Genomic DNA, 18,634 nt, shown 5'->3' with positions numbered 1-18,634 from the left:
AAGTAAGAAATTAATAATAATACGCTAAACACTATTTTTTACTTTATTTTATTATGCAAGCATAGTATATTTGCGTTCAAAATATTAATATACAATGAATTATAACCCTAACCTGCATCATGAAGAATATAAGGTCTATAAATTGAAGTTAGGAACCGTATATATTTACTCGAATTTTTTGGTATCAGAGTTTGATGAAGGTGCAGATATAACTTTCAAAAACTTTGATGAACTCGCATTCATAATAAAAACACATTTTGAGGATAGACCTTTTGGTTTTATAGCTAACAGAAAAAATTCTTATTCAATAAACCTTAATGACGCTAAAATATTTAACGAAACATTCAAGAATCTAAAAGCTTATGCTATAATCGTTTACAGCAATCTTACTGAACGTATTATTGAAATTGAAAGTCACTTTTTCAAATTCAACAGAAAAGTATTTAAAGATTTTGAAAACGCTATAGATTGGATTGAAAACTCATTAGCTAATCCAGAAAACGATTCTTATAATAAATAAATACCGTCTTCTTTTATTTCTATCTGACGCTCTTTATATAACGAACCAACCGCTTTTTTAAAGCTCTTTTTGCTCATCTGTAATAAATCTTTAATCACTTCAGGATTCGATTTATCATGCACAGGTAAAAAGCCTCCATTGTCATGTAATTCGTTTAGAATATGCTCTGCATTCGGTTCAATATTTCTATAACCTATTTGATTTAGTGAAATATCGAGCTTATTATCCTCACGGACTTTTTTAATAATTCCCTTAAATCTATCACCTACACTAATATCTCTATAGATATCATCATTAAAAACCAGACCTAAGTGCGTTTTATTTACAATAACATTCATTCCTAATTCTGAAGGGTGAGACACAATAAGATCTACCTCGTCAAATTGAGCAACAGTTAATTCTTTATTATCTAAAAAACGATTGGTTTTGCTAGAAGCAACAAGTCGCTGAGATTCTTCATCCAAATAACAATGTACTAGATACCAACCACCAGATTTCATTTTAAAAGCTTGTTCTCTAAATGGGCAAAACAATTCCTTTACCAAACCCCAATCTAAAAAGGCTCCGTAATCTGTAACTTGGTTACAACGTAATAAAGCAAAATCACCTTTTTTAATATAAGGTTGATCTGTTGTAGCAACTGGTCGTTCTTCGTTATCTAAATAAACAAAGACTTCAATTTTGTCACCTATATCAAATACTTTAGGCACATATCTGTTAGGTAAAAGGACTTCACCATCTGCACCATCTCCCAAAAACAATCCTGGTTCGGTATCTCTTAAAATTTCTAACGTATTGTATTCTCCTAAATATATCATGTTGCAAAGGTAAATATATTTTGATGAGATTTTAAAAAGAAGTTGAATGTATAATTAATTTTTTCTGCACAAAAAAAGCGTTATAATTTAAAAATTATAACGCTTAATCGTATTTGAAATTTTATCTATGAATAAACAGACTCTTTTTTGAAATGTACTGTTAATAAGTAGTAAACCACTACTCTATATTTTGACCGATTAGAACGACCATATGTTTCCATTACAGAATCAATAGCTTTATCTAATTCAGCACCATCTTTTAATCCTAATTTTTTAATTAAAAAGTTGTTTTTTACGGTTGCTAATTCTTTTTCATCAGAACCAGAAACTGTAGATGAATCTGCATTGTAAATTGAAGGACCTAAACCTATAGTTACTTTAGTTAATAAATCCATATCAGCATTAACACCACATTTATCTTTTAAATCTGCCGCATACTTTACGATTAAATCATCTCTTTTACTCATGTTTCTATTTGTTTTAAGTTATTTAGTTTTCAAAATTATACCATTTAAAGGTAACAATTTTTAGACACAATAAAAATCAAATAGTCACATCTTTACTATTTTGCAACATTTATTTAATGTATTTAAAAAAATCTAATAGGATTTTATCATTACTACGCGATGGTGTAAATATCTCTAATAATTTTGGTTTTCTAGCTCCTTTATAAAAGGATTCTAATTGCTGTTCTAATTCCGTTTCATTTTTAGCAACAGCATACTCAAAACCATACATTTCAGATAATTGCTTAGCTGTTAAGTGATGTTTGGTTTCAAAGAAACGATCAAAATTTTCTGTGTTTTTATCACCTGGTAAGATTCTAAAAATGCCACCCCCTTCATTATTAATTACAATAATTCTGAAGGTTTTTGGAATGTAATTGTTCCAAAGTGCATTGCTGTCATAAAAGAAACTTAAATCACCTGTAACCAATGTGGTTCGCTTATCTGATGCTACAGCTGCACCTATTGCCGTACTCGTACTACCATCAATACCACTTGTACCTCTATTACAAAATACATCAATATTTTTTGTTAGTTGAAACAGTTGTGTGTAGCGTATTGCAGAGCTATTGCCCACTTGTAACTGACTTTGCTTTGGAATACTCTTTAAAACTGAATTGAATGCTTTAAAATCCGAAAACGGAAGAGTTTGCAGATAATCATCTTGTAATTTTCGTCGTTTCTGACGCACAGCAAGCCACTGACTTTTATAAGTACTTTTTGTATGGTGCGTAACTTCAGGTAAAAATGAACTTAAAAATGTATTGGGACGTAATTTAATATGCTTTTCTAGGCAGAAAAAAGTATCATTAGCTCTCGTTAAGCCAACATGGCAGTGCAGTTCTGGCTTATAGGTTCTTAAAAATACCTTTATTTTTTTTGAAACAATTAAGCCTCCAAATGTAATTAATATGTCTGGTTGAAGAGCTTTTAAATCATCTTCATCTAAGGGTGCAATTAACTTGTCAATGCCAGGGAAAAAATCAGCATGGTGCAAATTAGAAGTCGTTTCAGTTAATACTATTATACTATCATCATCTGCTATTTCCTGTATCCATTGTGCTTCAATAGAATTGGGTTCTAATACACCAACCAAAATCATTTTTCTTTTAGCACTATGCCAAACATCTAGTAAGCTCTTAATTTCAAAACGATCGACCTTATCCTCTCTACTTCTAATTTTAAAAGGCTTTGGATTTATGGTTAATTCCTCTGTCGTTTCGTATAAAGGTTCATCAAATGGGCAATTAATATGAACTGGTCCTGAATTTAATTTCGCAACCGTAAGGGCATCATGAATTTCAGATTCATTATGTGTCTGTATGTCTTTTTGAAGCCCTAGGAAACGCTCTAGCTTATTCTCTATACTTTTAAGAATAGCTCTTTCACTATCTGTATGAGCGTTTTCTCCTTCCTTTAAATCTGATTTTAAATTGGCATTGTACACTACATGTTCTCCATAGACATTTTTTTGTTTTATAGTTTGTCCATCACCGATATCTATAAGATGTTTTGGTCTGTCTGCAGATATAACGACTAAAGGAATATTGCTATAATAGGCTTCTGAAACCGCTGGATAATAATTTAGTAATGCACTACCAGAAGTACAAACCACAGCAACTGGTTCTTGTAGTTGCTGAGCAATTCCTAATGCAAAAAACGCAGCACAACGTTCGTCAACGATACTGTAACACTTAAAAAAATCATCGTTAGTAAAACCGATTGTTAACGGAGCATTTCTACTACCTGGCGAAATTATAATATGCTTTACGTTATGTGTTTTACATAAGGTAACTACAGTTTGGGACAAAGGTATTTTTGAGTACTTCATATAAATACAAAATTACCTAATAAAAGGAGATAATAAAATAGAGCTTCAACTAAAAATATAACTAATTACATTTTTTATTTAATTAAGTACCGTATTAATTGTGCCTGTTTTATTTACGGTTTCTTCCCATTCGTTTTCTGGGTTAGAATCCTTGGTAATACCTCCACCTACATAGATATTTGCATTGGAGTCTTTGAGTTGCATGCAACGTAAATTCACGTAGAAATTAGACTGTGTTTTTACAACAGCGTAAGCGTTATTCTCTACGTTACGCCTGTTAGTGTTACGAGTTCTGCTTTGTGTTAAATTTAATTCTCCTAAAAAACCAGTGTAATATTCTCGGCTATAGTTTTCATTATTAAGTATGAAATCCTTTGCTTTTGCTTTAGAAAACCCACAAACCGCTGGAGTTGGATGCAAAGCTTCAATTATCGATTTCAAATCCGCATCATCTTTTAAAACACTAATGATTCTCGTTTTAAGATGTAATAAATTTCCGGCTCTTACAGTATCTACTTCTGATACATTGATGTTTGAAGCATATGGTTTTAGTTGTTCTGTAATGTAATCCGTTACAATTTGCTGCTCCTCAAACTCTTTATTTGTCCAGCTTACTTCCTTGTCTTCTTGGTAAGGCTGGGTTCCCGCTAAAGAAATGGTGGTGAGTCGTTTGCCTTCAATTTTTAACAATAACTCTGGTGTAGCGCCAATCCATAATCCTACTTTAGGATGATACCAACAGTACACCATTGCATTTGCATAGGTATTAAAAAGCCGTTTAAAAATGTTTAATGGATTCGTATCTTGAAGTGATTTTGTTTCACAACGCGAAAGCACTACTTTTTGTAAATCCTTATTTTTAATACTATCGATTCCTTTAGAAACCAAATCGATGTGTTGCATTCTTTCTTTTTTACTTTGAAGAATCTCAGTAGATTCAAAATCTTCAACGTCTAAATTATCAATTGTTATTTCAGAATACAAACAATGCTCTTTAGGAAAAAGAATACTGTTTTGCTTGAGATCGAAAGGAGCAAATAAAAATCCACTTTCGGCAAAAGTCTCTGATTTATAAACAGAATCGTCCTCTTGCAACCAACATTTAATTATTGAATTAATTGGTCTGCTGTAAACTACAAAAGGTAAATTGTTTTTGTATTGCTGCTCTAAAGCATCAAAAAAGGATATAGAATCCATTACTTATTTCTTTTTTGGAAGTGAAATCGTAGATAGTCTACATATTGAAATTAGATTATCGGCTTCGTCAGTTACTCTAATATCTAATAACTGTGTGGTACGTCCTTTATGTAAAAATGTCGCTTTAGCATAGATATAACCTTCGGTAACACTTTTAAGATGATTCGCTGTAATTTCTAAACCACGAACAAACATATTCTCCGTATCTATAAAAATATGCGAAGCAAAACTACCAACACTTTCTGCTAAAGCGGCAGTGGCTCCTCCATGTAATACTCCGTCGGGTTGGTACACTTTAGATGTTACAGGCATTCTGGCTACTAAAAAATCATCACCAAAGTCCACCATTTCAATATCTAAGGTTTCCATTAAAGTGTTTTTGCTTGCTAAATTCGCTTTTGCTAAGAAATCCTCTTTAGTCATTTGCATATAAAAATAGTATTTTTGAATCGAATACAAAGATACAGAAACCGCCTAGAAAAATGAATTCACAAGAGAAAGAAATCTCATACACCAGTACCAACTCCTACTCTACTTTAAATACACTTACTGAACGTACAAAAACGGTTTGGTTGGTATGTCACGGCATGGGATATATGAGTCGTTATTTTATTAAATATTTTAAAGGCTTAAATGCTGAAGACAATTACATCATTGCTCCACAAGCTCCAAGCAAGTTTTATATTCAGCCTAAAATGCATGTTGGTGCTAATTGGCTAACGCGAGATAATACTGAAGCTGGAATGGATAATATTCTAAATTATATTGATGCGGTATTAGAAGCTGAAAAAATTCCTGAAGGTGTTCATTTAATCGTTTTCGGCTATTCGCAAGGAGTAAGTGTGGCTATGCGATATATAGCAAAACGACAGCTACAATGCCAACAGCTTGTACTCCATTCTGGCGGAATTCCGAAGGAATTAACCGCCGAAGATTTTGAGTATCTAGCTAAAGACACCAAAGTGAAATTGATTTATGGCACTGAAGATGAATATTTAGATGAACAAAGAATTCAACTAGAATCAGCACGTGCTACACATCTATTTGAGGACAAGGTTTCAATTATACCTTTTAAAGGAACACATGTGGTTAATGTTGGGTTTATTGATAAATTAGTCTAAGAAAAATTTAAGCAATAAACCTCCTTTTAAAGGTTATTCATAATTTCTTGCAATTGTCCTGCTTTTATTGGCTTTATAATATAGTCAGAAATGTCGCTAATGTTCTTAGCCCTTTCTATATCTACAGGGTCAACAGAAGAAGACACCATATAGATCGTTATTTTCTTATTTAATTTAGGTTTTATTTTTACGTATTCTTCCATAAATTGAAAACCATCCATAATAGGCATATTAATATCTAAAAATATAACATCTGGAAGTTCTTCATTATTATAGAGATTGTCTATTAAAAATTCTAAGGCCTCTTCCCCATCTGAAAAAAGACTTATTTTCTTATCTAAATCAATGGACTTAAGTATTTTAACAATTGTAAATTGATAGATGTCATCATCATCAATTACACATATATTGTAATTACTATTCATAATTAAAAAATTATTGTAAACGTTGTCCCTTTATTTACTTTACTTGATACATTAATAGCTCCGCCCATCGCTTCAATTTGTGTTTTGGTCATATATAGCCCCACGCCTTTAGCATCTGGATGTCTGTGAAATACTTTATTTAAACCAAAAATTTTATTACCATGTCTCTCTAAGTTTATACCTAAACCGTTATCTGTTATTGTTAATTTTATTTTCCCATTGTGGTTTTCAGATTCTATACTAATCTGTGGGTCTCTATCTTTAGACCTATATTTTATAGCATTTCCTATCAAATTAAGGAAAATACTTTCTAAATAAATTTTATCATAATTTATTGATGGCAATTTAGAAAAATCTGCTTTAATTATAGCACTAGTTTTTAATATTTCTCCACTTAAAATGTCTGTTGTGGTTCTCAGCACGTCTTCAAATCGAATAACTTCCTTATTCCTAGAATTGTCACTTCTAATTTTTAACGCCTCTACCAACGTGTTTAAGGTTACGGTAAGATGACTAATAACTGCTTCGAATTTTTTAAACAAAAAGTCTTTTTCTTCATTATCATCCGATTCTACATAAAACCCTAAAAGAGAATTTAAATTACTTACTGGCGCTCGGAGATTATGAGACGTAATCTGTGCAAAATCTGCAAGTTGACTATTTTGAATAATTAATTTCTGTGCTAAAACTTCTAAATCATTTTTAGCATTTATTATTTTAGTTTGTGCTAATTTTTGAACCGTTATATCTCGTATAGCTGCCGAGACTAATAAGCCTTCTTCTGTTTGAAGCGGGCTCAAACTTATTTGTATTGGTATTTCTATGCCGCTTTTATTTATAGCGAATAGTTCTTTTTCATTACCTACTCCCATAGCACTTACATTTAGGTTAGAGAAAAAACCGTCACTATAGGAAACATAGTCTTCTGAAGATTGCTTAGGAATAAGAATTTCAACAGGTTTATTAATTAATTCTTCTGCTGAATAACCAAATAATTTTTCAGCCTGTTTATTAATAAGTTGAATATTTTCTTCTGCATTCACAATTACCATGGCATCTGGTGCAGACTCTAACAAGCCTCTAAATTTGTTTTCTGCCATTCGCTGTGCCGTTACATCTTGACAAGTACCAACCATTTCAACCACATTACCAGTAGTATTTACGATAACTTCGGCCAAAAGCTGTATGGTTTTTATTGTTCCATCTAATAAAGTGATACGATGCATTAAATCAATAAAGTTTTTATCTTTAATTGACCTTTCTACATGTGCTGTTACTCGATCTTTATCATCTGTATGAACAAAACTAAAATAGGTATCATACGATATCGTTGTATTTTCTTCAACTCCAAAAATATTATAAAGGTTAGCAGACCATTCTACAGCGTTGGTAATAAGATTCCATTGCCAATTCCCCATCATTGTTATCTTCTCAGCAAAAGTTAATAACTGATTCTTGCGCAAAATTTCACTCTCTGCTTGTTTTTGAGCCGTTATATCTCTTATCGCTGCTGATAATAATAGTCCCTGTTCAGTTTGAAGAGGACTAAGACTTACTTGAATAGGAATTTCTTTACCTTCCTTGTTTAAACCATATAATTCATTTCTCCCTGTTGTTAAACGTTTCTCGGGATCATTACTAAAAAAACTAGCACGATGTTCTGTATACATGCCTTCAAATCTTTTAGGAATAAGCATTTCTACCTTCTTACCAATCAACTCGTCACTTTGGTAACCAAATAATTTTTCAGCTTCTTTATTAATTAATTGGATTTCATCGTTTTCATCGACAATGACCATAGCATCTGGAGCCGATTCTAATAAGCCTCTAAACTTATTTTCCTCCATCTTTTGTTCGGTAATATCTTGGCAAGTACCCATCATTTCAATAACTTCACCTTGCTCATTAAGGAAAACTTCGCCTAAGAAATGCACTGTTTTTATTTTTCCACTACCAGTTATAATACGGTGTATAAAATTACTAGGAAACTTTTTTGCTAAGAATGAACCCTCTACATACTTCGTAATATATTCTTTATCTTCTGGATGAACATAGCTGTAGAATGTATCATATTTTAAATCCGTTAAGCTTTCATCATGTTCAAATATTTTATACAAATTAGAAGACCACTTTAAGCTATCGGTGACAACATCCCATTGCCAATTCCCCATCATGGTTATCCGTTCTGCAAAACTTAGAAAGTGATTTTTACGAATAAGTTCTATTTCTGCAGTTTTCTGAGCTGTTACATCTTGACACGTCCCAATTATTTCTGTAACAGTACCAACATCATTTGTAATTACTTGACCTAAAAGTTGAACAATTTTTACGGTACCATCTTTTAATTGAATTCGATGCGACAAATCCGTAAACGTTTTATTTTCAACTGCCTTGCACATGTGTTCCGCTACGCGTTCTTTGTCTTCTGGGTGCGTATAATCAAGATATGTATTTAGTGTTGTGTCAGTACTTTCATCTAATTGAAAAATACGATAAAGGTTCGTTGACCATTTAACGGTATCATTTATAATGTCTGCTTGCCAATTCCCCATCAGCGTAATTTCCTCTGCAAAATTTAGTATTTGGTTTTTCCGTATCAGTTCACACTGAGTAATTTTTCTCTCAGTAATATCATTTGATACAGCTAAAAAGCCTATTTTTTCTCCTTCGTTATTTTTTATGGCCGTTAATGTTAACTCTACAGGAAACGTTGAACCATCTTTTCTTCTAAACGTCCATTCTCTTGTATCGTATGCATTATGCTTTGACAATTCTAAATAAGGACTAAAACCGTCGAGATCTTTATTATACTTTTTAGCAATATCTTCCTTAAAAGCAATGAGCTCTTCATCTAAATGATAAATCTCTGGTTTCTTTAATCCAATCATTTCTGAAGCGGAATAGCCTAGTAAAAATTCTGCACCATAGTTAAAATGCGTAATAATACCATCATTATCGACCGATACAATGGCTAATGGACCAGAGTTAAATATTGCTTTTAATTGCGTGTGGGCATCAAATAATTCTCTTTCTGCGGCATAAGCGGCTGTAATATCTTGACAGGTTCCAATCATTTCAATAATATTACCGAATAGATCGGTAATAACTTCACCTAGAAGTTGTACGGTTTTAACCTCACCATTACCTGCTATAATACGGTGGGTAAGTCGCTTAAGTCTTTTCTCTACACGTGTCTGGTCAAAATAATCGGTTACAATGTCTTTATCTTCTGGATGAACGAAATTAAAATACGTATTAAAACTTAATGTTTGTACCTCCTTATCGAGCCCAAAAATATTATACAAGTTATTAGACCATTCTACCTTATCTGCAACGGTATCCCATTGCCAATTTCCTAATAAGCTAATTTCTTCAGCAAAGTTTAATAATTGATTTTTTCTTAAAATCTCATTCTTTACTACCTGCTTCTCAGTAATATCAAATGCGACACCCAAGAATCCAATTTTTTCACCTTGTTCGTTCCTAATTGCCGTTAAGGTTAATTCTACAGGAAACGTAGAGCCATCTTTTCTTTTATACGTCCACTCCCGAGTATCATATTCATTTCGTCTTGCTAATTCCAAATAAGGATCAAATCCATCAGGATCCATACCATATTTTTCTGCTATATCAATTCTAAATTGGTCTAGTTCTTCTTCTATATGATAAATTTCAGGTGCTTTTAACCCTACCATTTCCGAAGATGAATAGCCTAATAAATGTTCCGCACCACTATTAAAATGACTAAATATTCCATTATTGTCGGTAGAGACAATTGCAATAGGACCAGAATTAAAGATTGCTTTTAATTGCATGTGCGCATTATTCAATTCTATTTCTGCTTCTTTTGTCGCTGTAATATCTTGGCTAGTGCCATTTATTTTAATAATCTCTCCATTACCATTTGTAACAACTTCACCTAATACCTGAATGGTTTTCACCACTCCATCACCTGTTACAATACGGTGTATAAACTTATTAAATGTTTTTTCTTCAATAATTTGTCTTACACAGGTACCTACAAATTCTTTATCTTCAGGATGAACCAAATTAAAATAAGTATCAAAATTTAAAACATCGATATCTTTATTGAGATTAAAAATATTATAGAGATTATTAGAACTTTCAATATTGCCGGTAGCTATATCCCATTGCCAATTTCCTAATAGGGTTATCTCTTCAGCAAAATTTAATTGTTTATTTTTTTGCAACAGCTCATCTTGAGCCATTCTTTTTTCTGAAACATCTGTAGATACACCTAAAAAGCCAATAATTTCACCTTTCTCATCTTTAATGGATGTTAAGGTTAATTGAACAGGTAGAATCGATCCATCCTTTCTCAGGTAGTGCCATTCTCGCGTATCGTAAGCATTATATTTTGCTAATTCTTGTTGTGCGCTAAAACCGGTAAGACTTTTTCCATATTGTTTCGCAATATCCGCTGTAAAGTTATCTAATTCCTCTCTGAAATGGTACAAAATAGGTCTTTCTAAACCTATCATTTCATCTGCAGAATACCCCGTTAAAGCTTCCGCTCCGGGATTAAATTTACTTATAATACCATCTTTAGTCGTAGCAACAATAGCAATCGCTTTAGAGTTAAAAATAGCTTTCAACTCTGTATGCGCCTTATTTAAAGCTATTTGAGAAAGCTTCTTCTCATTTATATCTTGAAACACTCCAAAAACACGTATACATTTTCCATTTACAACTTCTGTCTGTCCAATAGCACGTGTCCAAACAATATTACCTCTTAAGGTCACTAACTCTACTTCTACATCATAAGAGGTACCGTTCTTTATAGCTTCATTTACGGCATCTTCAAGAGTATCTCTACTCTTTCCTTCCTTAAAAAATTGAATTGCTGTTTCTAAATTTGGTTTAAAGCCTTCAGGTGCTTCGTGTATTTCGTAAACAATCTTGCTCCAAAACAGATCGCCTTTTATTAAATCGATATCCCATGTCCCAATACGAGACACTTCATTAGATTTTTCTAATATTTTTTCTATACGAATTTTTTCATCTTCCTTTTCCTTTAGGTGTGTTATATCACCTGTATGCATTAGCAAACCTCCAATCTTACCTTCTGAAATATACCAAGGACGTACATCCCAAAAAATCCATTGTACGGTTCCATCCGCACGGACAAAAGGTGCTTCATCGCAAATGTCAATAGCACCATTTAAGCATCTTTGATTCTTCTCTTTCCAATCCTCACCTATTTCTGGAAAAATATCATAATGGCTACGACCAATAATCTCTTCATTCTCCATTTTAAAATCAGTGACCCACCGCTGAGATACTGCTATATATCTCATATCATTATCTAACATGGCAATAGCTGTTGGTGCTTGCTCAATAAAGACTTTATTATAAGCCTCTTTTTTTTCTAAATCTATTTTAAGACTTGTTAGCTCTAATAAATTTTCTTTTATCTTGGTTTCAGATTTTGCTAATTCACTATTTACTTCTACAAGTTTATTATTTTGCTCAAATAATTGCTTTAATGCAGGAACTAAAATAAATAGGAATTCTCCCATTAATATTAATATTGCAATAAAGGCAAGGGTATAAATCGTTTGTAAAAGATTTTGAAGATTTTTATCAGCACTCTTTTGATATTCTCTAATTACAGACTGCATCGTTAAGAAATAAGGCAATTCTGCGTCTGCTATACTATTTACATCTTCGGCAATTAAATTTTTATTAGGATTGTTTATAATATTCCTACTAGACGAAACTATTTTTTGTGATTGTGTATCTGTTATTTTAAGTAAAGAATCTAATACCTTACTTCCTCCTTCTTGTTTATTTACAGAATCTAAATAATGATGTGTGTTTTCAAATTCATCAACATAGTCTTTAAACGCCCCTATTGTTTCTGAGCTGATCGTATCTCCATTAAGACTTTCAAAAGAATATACTAAGCTATTCATACGTTCGTTTAACATACACTGCTCAGATGCTTTATTAATTAATAAAGCCACTTCTTTTTGATCATTAACGCTACTTTGAAGAATAAATAATGCGGCTATAATGATTAATATAATTGTAGATATAAATAATAAATATCTTTTTTTGATAGAATGTTCTAATCTCTTCATTAACAGTTTTTCTACAAACAAATGCATCTGTTAATAAAATCAGATGCGTTAAATACACATGCTATATTACAATATTGCCCATATATACATATGTTATATGAGACACATTCAATTCATTAATAGTCACTTATAAAAAGATAAAAAGACGAATATGACTTGGGGTAATACGTATAAATAAAATGTTAAAATACAAAAATTTTGTTAATATTTTTAAACGATGTACATTAAGTTAATAAAAACCACGCTGAGTAGTTCTTTTTATAAAAACATGAAAATGAGTCTTTTCAAGGTTTGAAAAGACTCATTTTTGCGAAAAAATAAATTTATAATATGAGTGAAAACATTATATCAGCTCGTCTTCTGTAGTGTTTTATTCTTATCTTTTAAAATAGCTAATTGCTTTTCTAAAAAGGTAATGGCTTGTTCTGTTTTATAACTCGATTTTGAAGCGAAATCTTCTAAATCTTGTTTAAACTTTTCTTTACCAGAAGCGGCTGCTTTAGATAAATCTTCTTTTACTTCAGAAAAATCGCTAGTAACCTGATCTTTAATTATTTTACCTTCTTTTTTAAGCTTATCTCTAGTAACGCTTCCTTTTTCTGGGGCTAACAACACTCCTGCCGCTGCTCCAATTAATGCTCCTAATACTATTGCTCCTTTATTAATCATAACTTTTTTCTTTTTTTATTAAACATGTGTTCTACATTATACGTCGTAAAACAGGCTGTTTTGTTACAAACAAATTTAGTACCAATAGTTTATGAAAATATTAAGCTATTAGAAACGGTTATTTAACTTCGGTTTTGAATTCTCCAAAATGCCAAAGTATACCTGAAGGATCATGAAGAAAAAACTCATTTCCCCAATCATTATAAACAATATCTGAACATCTGACGTTTTCGTACTTTTCTATTAATCTACTTTGCTTCAAATGTTGCAGATGGTGTTGAACATTATCAACTTCTAGAAAAACCATGGTGTTATCTACCCAATCTTTTGCGTAATAATCTTGTAAATAAAAGGAGAATTCACCTGTTTTAAAGACAGACATATTATGAGAAATAACAAATTCATCAAATCCTAGATCCCGATAAAATTCTCTAGAAAGGTTGTAATCTTTTGAACCTATGAATGGTCTTATAGATTTTGGCTTTAATTTCATACATCTAAATTATAAATAATAAAGTGACATTTAAGCTTCATGAATCTTAGCAATCGGAATTCTATAAATAGCTCTCGGATAATCGGACATTCTAATGCCTTCTTTTTGTAATTCGGTTATAGCATTTTTTGCAATCCATTGGGCTGATTTACTTTCAAATTCTAGGATTTCATGAGCGACTTCTATAGCTCTACGATTGAGGTCTACATTGCGTTTTCCTATATTTCTTAAAGTCCAATTGACTGCTTTTTTAACGTATATTCTATCGTCATTAGACTCACGTTTTATAACTGAGAAAAACGGTTCAAATAAGCCGTTATCTGAAGTTTTATCTGCCATACAATATGATGCCAAAGTAGCAAATGCGGCTCTTTTTTCAAACTCAGATTCTCTTTCTGACCATTCTAATATTTTAGCAATAGCAAAGTCGCTTTTTGAAAACAACCCCATACAAAAGCTATCACATATTTCCCAATTCTCAAAGGTCTTTACCCATTTTTCCATGAGCGCTTCTGTAACGTCTTTGGGCTTAAATAGTTTACTGCATAATAAACGCGCTTCATAAATTCCGCTATCAAAAAGCTGTAAAGCTAGTTGGTTGTCCGTACCAATTTCTTTAGCTATTACTTTTAAATCCTTATGATAAATGCCTAATGAATTATTTGAGATAATTCCGAGTTTCTTCGCTTTAAACACCACTTTATCTTTGTCTTGTAAGTCATAAAGACAGTCTATGATTTCATTATAGGTCATATAATCGATTATGTTCTTATAAGTAAGTATTATAATAGTATCAAAACTAATCTCCGCTTCAAAAGTCTTTTTTTTTTCTGAATTAGAATCGTATTAATCGAAAGGTAAAGTATCAGGTGTGTAGTAATATTGAAATTCTATAACTTCACCTGTATCTAAAGTATCGCGAGCGATAAGATAAAAGCTTTCTCCAACATGATTACTAAAATATGATTTTGCTGCATGAAACGTAATTACATCACCTGGTTGGTATTGTTTTACAGACTTAACATCTTCATTATTATGGTAAGAATCATCATTAACCTCCAAACTGTAATGACTAAAACGTAGGTTGTCTTTATGCCAACGAACGGTACTAATTGCTTTTAATTTTTGAGGTTTATTTAAAAAAGAAACATAAGGTTCTTCTTTGGAAATATCTTTTTTAGATTCATATAAAATGAAAAAAAGTATAGCTCCGATAAAAAGCAATCCTAAAATCCCTATAATAATTATACTGTACTTGATGGTCTTTGAAGTTATCGCCATTAATTAACTAATTTCTCTACTATAGCTTTTACCGGAAGAATCTCTGTGGTATGCTCAATACTTGGGCCAGCCACCCAAACCGTTTTGTAAGTCGCTTTTTTCGCTGCTTTTTCAGTCGCTTTCATCCCTATTGAAAAACGGATCATTTTTACCCATTTTTTTAGGCTTTTATTCTTATTTAATAGGTTTTCAATCCAAGTAGCTTTTGTTCCTATTTTCTGAACATAAGGTGTGTTAATCACCGTACACGGAGTACCAGAAATACGTTCTGTCATTATAATATCTTTAGCTCCGTAATCTACACAAGCTTGTTTATAATCGTCCGTTACACCACCTTCTACTGATGCAATAAAAGGACTACCAACGGAAACTCCATCTGCCCCATAGCTTAACATTTTATCGATATCTGCTTTGCAACCGACTCCACCTGCAGAAATTACAGGAATTGATAATTCCTTACTTAACAAATTTGTTAATTCTTCTGGTGATAAATTTCCTCTATGTCCACCAGCTTCATTATTAACAGCGATTGCCGCATCAGCACCTAACTGTTCTACTTTTTTGGCAAATCTTAAATCGGTAACATCACAAAACACTTTTATACCTACAGCATGGGCTTGTCTGATGGTTTCTTCCGGACTGCCTAAAGAGGTAATTATAAAGTCACAACCTTCTTCGCAAATCACTTCTAACTGTCCTTTATACTTTACATTAGATTTGTTCACAATTAGATTGAATCCAAACGAACCACCTTCAACTTTACTAGCCTTAAGTTCTTTTAAAGCTGATCTTAACTCTTCTAAAGTTCTGTAGTTTAATGCTGGAATACAACCTGCTATTCCCGCTTTCATAGCTTCTGTTACCATAGCAACATTAGAGACTAAAAACATTGGTGCTTGAATAATTGGGTGCTTAATATCGAGTAATTCAGTAAGTTTGGTTTGCATAGTTTTTTTGCTAATAAAATGAAAAACGTATTATTATAACTTAGTTATATGATTACAAATATAAAGTAATTTATTATGCGTGCATAACAGTTGGTTGCGAATTATGAAATAAATCTCACCATTATTAAGATAACACTAAAATTAGAGTTCTAAATTATGAAATTACCATAAAACTCTGGTAGTTTTCATTTACAAAGAACTTGTATTATTCTAAAAATCGATAATAGCCGCATTTTAAATAGGCTCCTTCAGGGAATGCAATTGGGTGATCACTATCGTGTTTGGTTTTAAGTTCTGTTTCAAAAAGTCTTGATTGAGAATTTAAGACCTGAGAATTCAAATCGAAAAAAGCTTGTGCCAATACTCTAGAAGAGCATGATGCTAAAACTAAAAGTCCATTTTTAGCAGTCAGCTGCTCTCCTAGTTCAGCTAATTGTGCATATTTCTTTTTTGCTAAATCTATTTCTGATTGTTGCTTAGCAAAACTTGGTGGATCGATTACTACAACATCATAGGTTTTACCTTTTGCTATTAACGCCTTCATTTCTGCAAATGCATCACCCGAGATAGTTTTATGTTGACCTGTATAAGCATTTAATTTTCCGTTTTCGCGAGCCATATCTAAAGCTTGCTTACTTATATCTAAACTTGTAACATCGGTTGCCCCCTTTGCTAAAGCATGTACTGAAAATCCACCAGCATAAGAAAACACATCTAAAACTGATTTGCCTTTACTTAATTCGCCAACACGTCGTCTATTGTCTCTATGATCTAAAAAATAACCCGTTTTGTGACCTTTTATAACATTGGCAGAAAAATTAACACCATGTTCTACAAATTCTACAACTTCATTGTTTAGTGTACCAAAAATAACTTCACCATCCTTTAAAGAATGGTTTTTACTATTCTGCAAGCTTCTACTTAAACGCATTACGATGGTTTCAGCCTTTGACGTTTTTTGTAAACTTTCTAGAATAGGTTCTAAATAAGGCAACCAAATTTCGGAGTATACTTTTACCACTAATACGGAATCATATACATCAGCTATTAACCCAGGGAAACCATCATTTTCACCAAATAATAAGCGGTAACTATTAGTATTGGTTAAAAGTAACTCTGAACGCTTCTCAAAAGCCAATTTAATTTTATGCTGAAAAAAATCGGCATTAACCTCAACTTTAGTTTCGGCATTATGAATAATTTTAATACGGATTGGAGAATCTGCATCATACAATCCTAAACCAACGACTTTGTTTTTATTCTTACTGAAAATGATAGCTAAATCACCTGTATTAGCATCATCGTTAATCTTAACTATACTATTAGAAAACACCCAAGGATGCCCTTTAACTACGAACTGTTCTCCTTTAGCGTTAAGTTTTACAGCTAATCGTTTTGGGGTGTAATCGGTTTTGATTTGGATTGAAAAAGACATTCTTATATATTAGACTTCGAAAGTACAAAACTTAAATAAATAATAGTGAAAATTGATGCTTTCAGTTAAACATGTTACTTAAGATAATTGGGATCAACATCAATACAAAGAGTTGGTTTTCATCTAAAATTGAAGATTCAAAAATTCATAAAAGAAAACGTAATCGACTTAAGGAATTCTAAAGTGATTACGTTGAATTTACAAACCAAATAATTGGATTTACATTCTAATTTATATCCACCCTTAAACCAATTGAAAGTGTATTTATGTCTTCAGGATTATCTTTAAATACGGGATTCATATCATATTTTGCATAAATACTTACATCTCTATAACCAAAATAAACACTTGGTCCAAAATTAAAACTGTTCATATTAAAGTGGTAAGTCTCTGTCTGCTTTATATCTTTACCTCCTTCTTTATATTTAATAAATTGAGACGTCTGAGTCCTTACTGAGAAAAATCCCCCAAGACCTAATCTAAAACCACGCTGAGATCTTAAATAGGTTTGCTCCGTTTTACTGTGGTATTGTGGCTTTGAAAAATCTAATTCTAAATGCACAGGAATTCCAAATGATAAATTATTTAATCTCGATTTTTTTAAGTCAAAACCAATATCTTCAAGCGTCGTTTGGTTACCATTAGTAACCAATACATCATTATCCTCTTTTGGTCTTATTTCATCTGTCATCATTGATAATCCAAATTTTAGATTCCAAAGATTTGTATTTTCTTTAAGTCTATATTTAAAAGTAAAGCCTAACTCACCGTAACCTATCGGATTCACCTTAAAGCCATCTCCATAATAATCACCTCCATTTAAAACGGTATTTATACCTAAAGCAAAGACAAATTGAGTTGTGAAACGCTTTTCAACTTTTAAACCGCTAATAGAATCATTATAAAAATTTTCCTCTTCAAAAACGCTTATGAATGGTTTATTTGGTTCCTCAGTACGCTCTAATTTACCTCTAACTTTATTTTTAATTAATAATTGTAGCTTTTGTTCTTCAATAAAAACAGCAGCATTAATACGTTTAGCATGGTAAGCGGCTAGTTTCTTTTTTTCTACCTCAGCTGTGTCTGCGGTGATCTCATTTTTTTCTACCTTCTTATCAATCTTCTTAATCTCTTTTTTTAAGATGCTTTTTTCTGAAGTGGTGATAGAATCAATTCTCGAAGCAATAATTGCGGCTTTTTCTTCAAAAATATTGGTCTGTGCCATTAAATATGGCGTACAACATAGTATGGCAACTAATAAAATGGTCTGCTTCATAATAAAATGGT

Annotated in this window: 16 protein-coding genes; 2 read left to right on the top strand and 14 right to left on the bottom strand. The window is 31.9% G+C overall.

Annotated features, from left to right (window positions below; translation table 11 throughout):
* The first annotated feature begins 94 nt into the window (after positions 1-94).
* Positions 95-520 (top strand): hypothetical protein, encoded by a 426-nt coding sequence (locus tag DFQ09_RS17225; RefSeq protein ID WP_115812597.1) that lies wholly within the window; start codon positions 95-97, stop codon positions 518-520.
* Here DFQ09_RS17225 and DFQ09_RS17220 read toward each other — a convergent pair.
* From DFQ09_RS17220 to DFQ09_RS17200, 5 genes are all read right to left on the bottom strand, one after another.
* On the bottom strand, positions 508-1,338 hold the full coding sequence (locus DFQ09_RS17220) for a CvfB family protein (RefSeq protein WP_115812595.1): 831 nt from the start codon (positions 1,336-1,338) through the stop codon (positions 508-510). The two genes, DFQ09_RS17225 and DFQ09_RS17220, sit on opposite strands and share 13 nt — an antisense overlap.
* 125 nt (positions 1,339-1,463) lie before the next feature.
* Entirely contained in the window at positions 1,464-1,805 is a 342-nt protein-coding gene (locus DFQ09_RS17215; RefSeq protein ID WP_115812593.1) for a DUF2853 family protein, read from the bottom strand.
* Positions 1,806-1,914: 109 nt separating this feature from the next.
* Positions 1,915-3,675 carry a 2-succinyl-5-enolpyruvyl-6-hydroxy-3-cyclohexene-1-carboxylic-acid synthase gene (gene menD / locus DFQ09_RS17210; protein WP_115812591.1) on the bottom strand — a complete coding sequence of 587 codons (1,761 nt, stop codon included), beginning with the start codon at positions 3,673-3,675 and terminating at the stop codon, positions 1,915-1,917.
* A 78-nt stretch (positions 3,676-3,753) separates the two neighbouring features.
* Complete coding sequence (locus DFQ09_RS17205) at positions 3,754-4,872, bottom strand: chorismate-binding protein (RefSeq protein WP_115812589.1); 1,119 nt, start codon at positions 4,870-4,872, stop codon at positions 3,754-3,756.
* A 3-nt stretch (positions 4,873-4,875) separates the two neighbouring features.
* Positions 4,876-5,301, bottom strand: a complete 426-nt coding sequence (locus tag DFQ09_RS17200; protein WP_115812587.1) for a PaaI family thioesterase — start codon at positions 5,299-5,301, stop codon at positions 4,876-4,878.
* A gap of 53 nt (positions 5,302-5,354) precedes the next feature.
* Between DFQ09_RS17200 and DFQ09_RS17195 the strand changes: the two genes are divergently transcribed.
* Positions 5,355-5,993 (top strand): alpha/beta hydrolase, encoded by a 639-nt coding sequence (locus DFQ09_RS17195; protein WP_115812585.1) that lies wholly within the window; start codon positions 5,355-5,357, stop codon positions 5,991-5,993.
* Between the two features lie 26 nt (positions 5,994-6,019).
* Here DFQ09_RS17195 and DFQ09_RS17190 read toward each other — a convergent pair whose 3' ends face one another.
* The 9 genes from DFQ09_RS17190 to DFQ09_RS17150 all read right to left on the bottom strand — a co-directional run bounded on the left by DFQ09_RS17190 (position 6,020) and on the right by DFQ09_RS17150 (position 18,623).
* A complete protein-coding gene (locus tag DFQ09_RS17190) occupies positions 6,020-6,418 on the bottom strand; it encodes a response regulator (RefSeq protein WP_115812583.1) in 399 nt (132 codons plus the stop codon).
* A 2-nt stretch (positions 6,419-6,420) separates the two neighbouring features.
* Positions 6,421-12,522: a PAS domain-containing sensor histidine kinase gene (locus DFQ09_RS17185; protein WP_181897208.1), complete on the bottom strand. Its 6,102-nt coding sequence runs from the start codon at positions 12,520-12,522 to the stop codon at positions 6,421-6,423.
* Between the two features lie 348 nt (positions 12,523-12,870).
* On the bottom strand, positions 12,871-13,191 hold the full coding sequence (locus DFQ09_RS17180; protein ID WP_115812579.1) for a YtxH domain-containing protein: 321 nt from the start codon (positions 13,189-13,191) through the stop codon (positions 12,871-12,873).
* Between the two features lie 118 nt (positions 13,192-13,309).
* Positions 13,310-13,684, bottom strand: coding sequence for a VOC family protein (locus DFQ09_RS17175; RefSeq protein WP_115812577.1), 375 nt, complete (start codon positions 13,682-13,684; stop codon positions 13,310-13,312).
* Between the two features lie 30 nt (positions 13,685-13,714).
* On the bottom strand, positions 13,715-14,437 hold the full coding sequence (locus DFQ09_RS17170) for a DNA alkylation repair protein (RefSeq protein WP_115812575.1): 723 nt from the start codon (positions 14,435-14,437) through the stop codon (positions 13,715-13,717).
* Positions 14,438-14,530: 93 nt separating this feature from the next.
* Positions 14,531-14,965 (bottom strand): hypothetical protein, encoded by a 435-nt coding sequence (locus DFQ09_RS17165; RefSeq protein ID WP_115812573.1) that lies wholly within the window; start codon positions 14,963-14,965, stop codon positions 14,531-14,533.
* On the bottom strand, positions 14,965-15,912 hold the full coding sequence (locus tag DFQ09_RS17160; RefSeq protein WP_115812571.1) for an NAD(P)H-dependent flavin oxidoreductase: 948 nt from the start codon (positions 15,910-15,912) through the stop codon (positions 14,965-14,967). The genes DFQ09_RS17165 and DFQ09_RS17160 overlap by 1 nt, the downstream gene beginning before the upstream one ends.
* A gap of 205 nt (positions 15,913-16,117) precedes the next feature.
* Positions 16,118-17,347, bottom strand: coding sequence for a class I SAM-dependent rRNA methyltransferase (locus tag DFQ09_RS17155; RefSeq protein WP_115812569.1), 1,230 nt, complete (start codon positions 17,345-17,347; stop codon positions 16,118-16,120).
* 226 nt (positions 17,348-17,573) lie between these two features.
* On the bottom strand, positions 17,574-18,623 hold the full coding sequence (locus tag DFQ09_RS17150; protein WP_147298367.1) for a hypothetical protein: 1,050 nt from the start codon (positions 18,621-18,623) through the stop codon (positions 17,574-17,576).
* Between the last annotated feature and the right edge of the window lie 11 nt (positions 18,624-18,634).

The sequence above is a fragment of the Winogradskyella pacifica genome, assembly GCF_003386275.1.
In the GTDB taxonomy this organism is placed as follows: Bacteria; Bacteroidota; Bacteroidia; order Flavobacteriales; family Flavobacteriaceae; genus Winogradskyella; species Winogradskyella pacifica.
The sequence above is the reverse complement of the archived record's forward strand: the minus strand, read 5'-3'. Positions and strand labels throughout refer to the sequence as shown.

What these genes read in the sequence shown, in the direction of transcription:
- DFQ09_RS17185 (WP_181897208.1), bottom strand. Translation starts at nt 12,522, where the DNA reads ATGAAGAGATTAGAACATTCTATCAAAAAAAGATATTTATTATTTATA.
- DFQ09_RS17195 (WP_115812585.1), top strand. Translation starts at nt 5,355, where the DNA reads ATGAATTCACAAGAGAAAGAAATCTCATACACCAGTACCAACTCCTAC.
- DFQ09_RS17165 (WP_115812573.1), bottom strand. Translation starts at nt 14,965, where the DNA reads ATGGCGATAACTTCAAAGACCATCAAGTACAGTATAATTATTATAGGG.
- DFQ09_RS17150 (WP_147298367.1), bottom strand. Translation starts at nt 18,623, where the DNA reads ATGAAGCAGACCATTTTATTAGTTGCCATACTATGTTGTACGCCATAT.
- DFQ09_RS17215 (WP_115812593.1), bottom strand. Translation starts at nt 1,805, where the DNA reads ATGAGTAAAAGAGATGATTTAATCGTAAAGTATGCGGCAGATTTAAAA.
- DFQ09_RS17160 (WP_115812571.1), bottom strand. Translation starts at nt 15,912, where the DNA reads ATGCAAACCAAACTTACTGAATTACTCGATATTAAGCACCCAATTATT.
- DFQ09_RS17205 (WP_115812589.1), bottom strand. Translation starts at nt 4,872, where the DNA reads ATGGATTCTATATCCTTTTTTGATGCTTTAGAGCAGCAATACAAAAAC.
- DFQ09_RS17180 (WP_115812579.1), bottom strand. Translation starts at nt 13,191, where the DNA reads ATGATTAATAAAGGAGCAATAGTATTAGGAGCATTAATTGGAGCAGCG.
- DFQ09_RS17155 (WP_115812569.1), bottom strand. Translation starts at nt 17,347, where the DNA reads ATGTCTTTTTCAATCCAAATCAAAACCGATTACACCCCAAAACGATTA.
- DFQ09_RS17225 (WP_115812597.1), top strand. Translation starts at nt 95, where the DNA reads ATGAATTATAACCCTAACCTGCATCATGAAGAATATAAGGTCTATAAA.
- DFQ09_RS17170 (WP_115812575.1), bottom strand. Translation starts at nt 14,437, where the DNA reads ATGACCTATAATGAAATCATAGACTGTCTTTATGACTTACAAGACAAA.
- menD (WP_115812591.1), bottom strand. Translation starts at nt 3,675, where the DNA reads ATGAAGTACTCAAAAATACCTTTGTCCCAAACTGTAGTTACCTTATGT.
- DFQ09_RS17175 (WP_115812577.1), bottom strand. Translation starts at nt 13,684, where the DNA reads ATGAAATTAAAGCCAAAATCTATAAGACCATTCATAGGTTCAAAAGAT.
- DFQ09_RS17190 (WP_115812583.1), bottom strand. Translation starts at nt 6,418, where the DNA reads ATGAATAGTAATTACAATATATGTGTAATTGATGATGATGACATCTAT.
- DFQ09_RS17200 (WP_115812587.1), bottom strand. Translation starts at nt 5,301, where the DNA reads ATGCAAATGACTAAAGAGGATTTCTTAGCAAAAGCGAATTTAGCAAGC.
- DFQ09_RS17220 (WP_115812595.1), bottom strand. Translation starts at nt 1,338, where the DNA reads ATGATATATTTAGGAGAATACAATACGTTAGAAATTTTAAGAGATACC.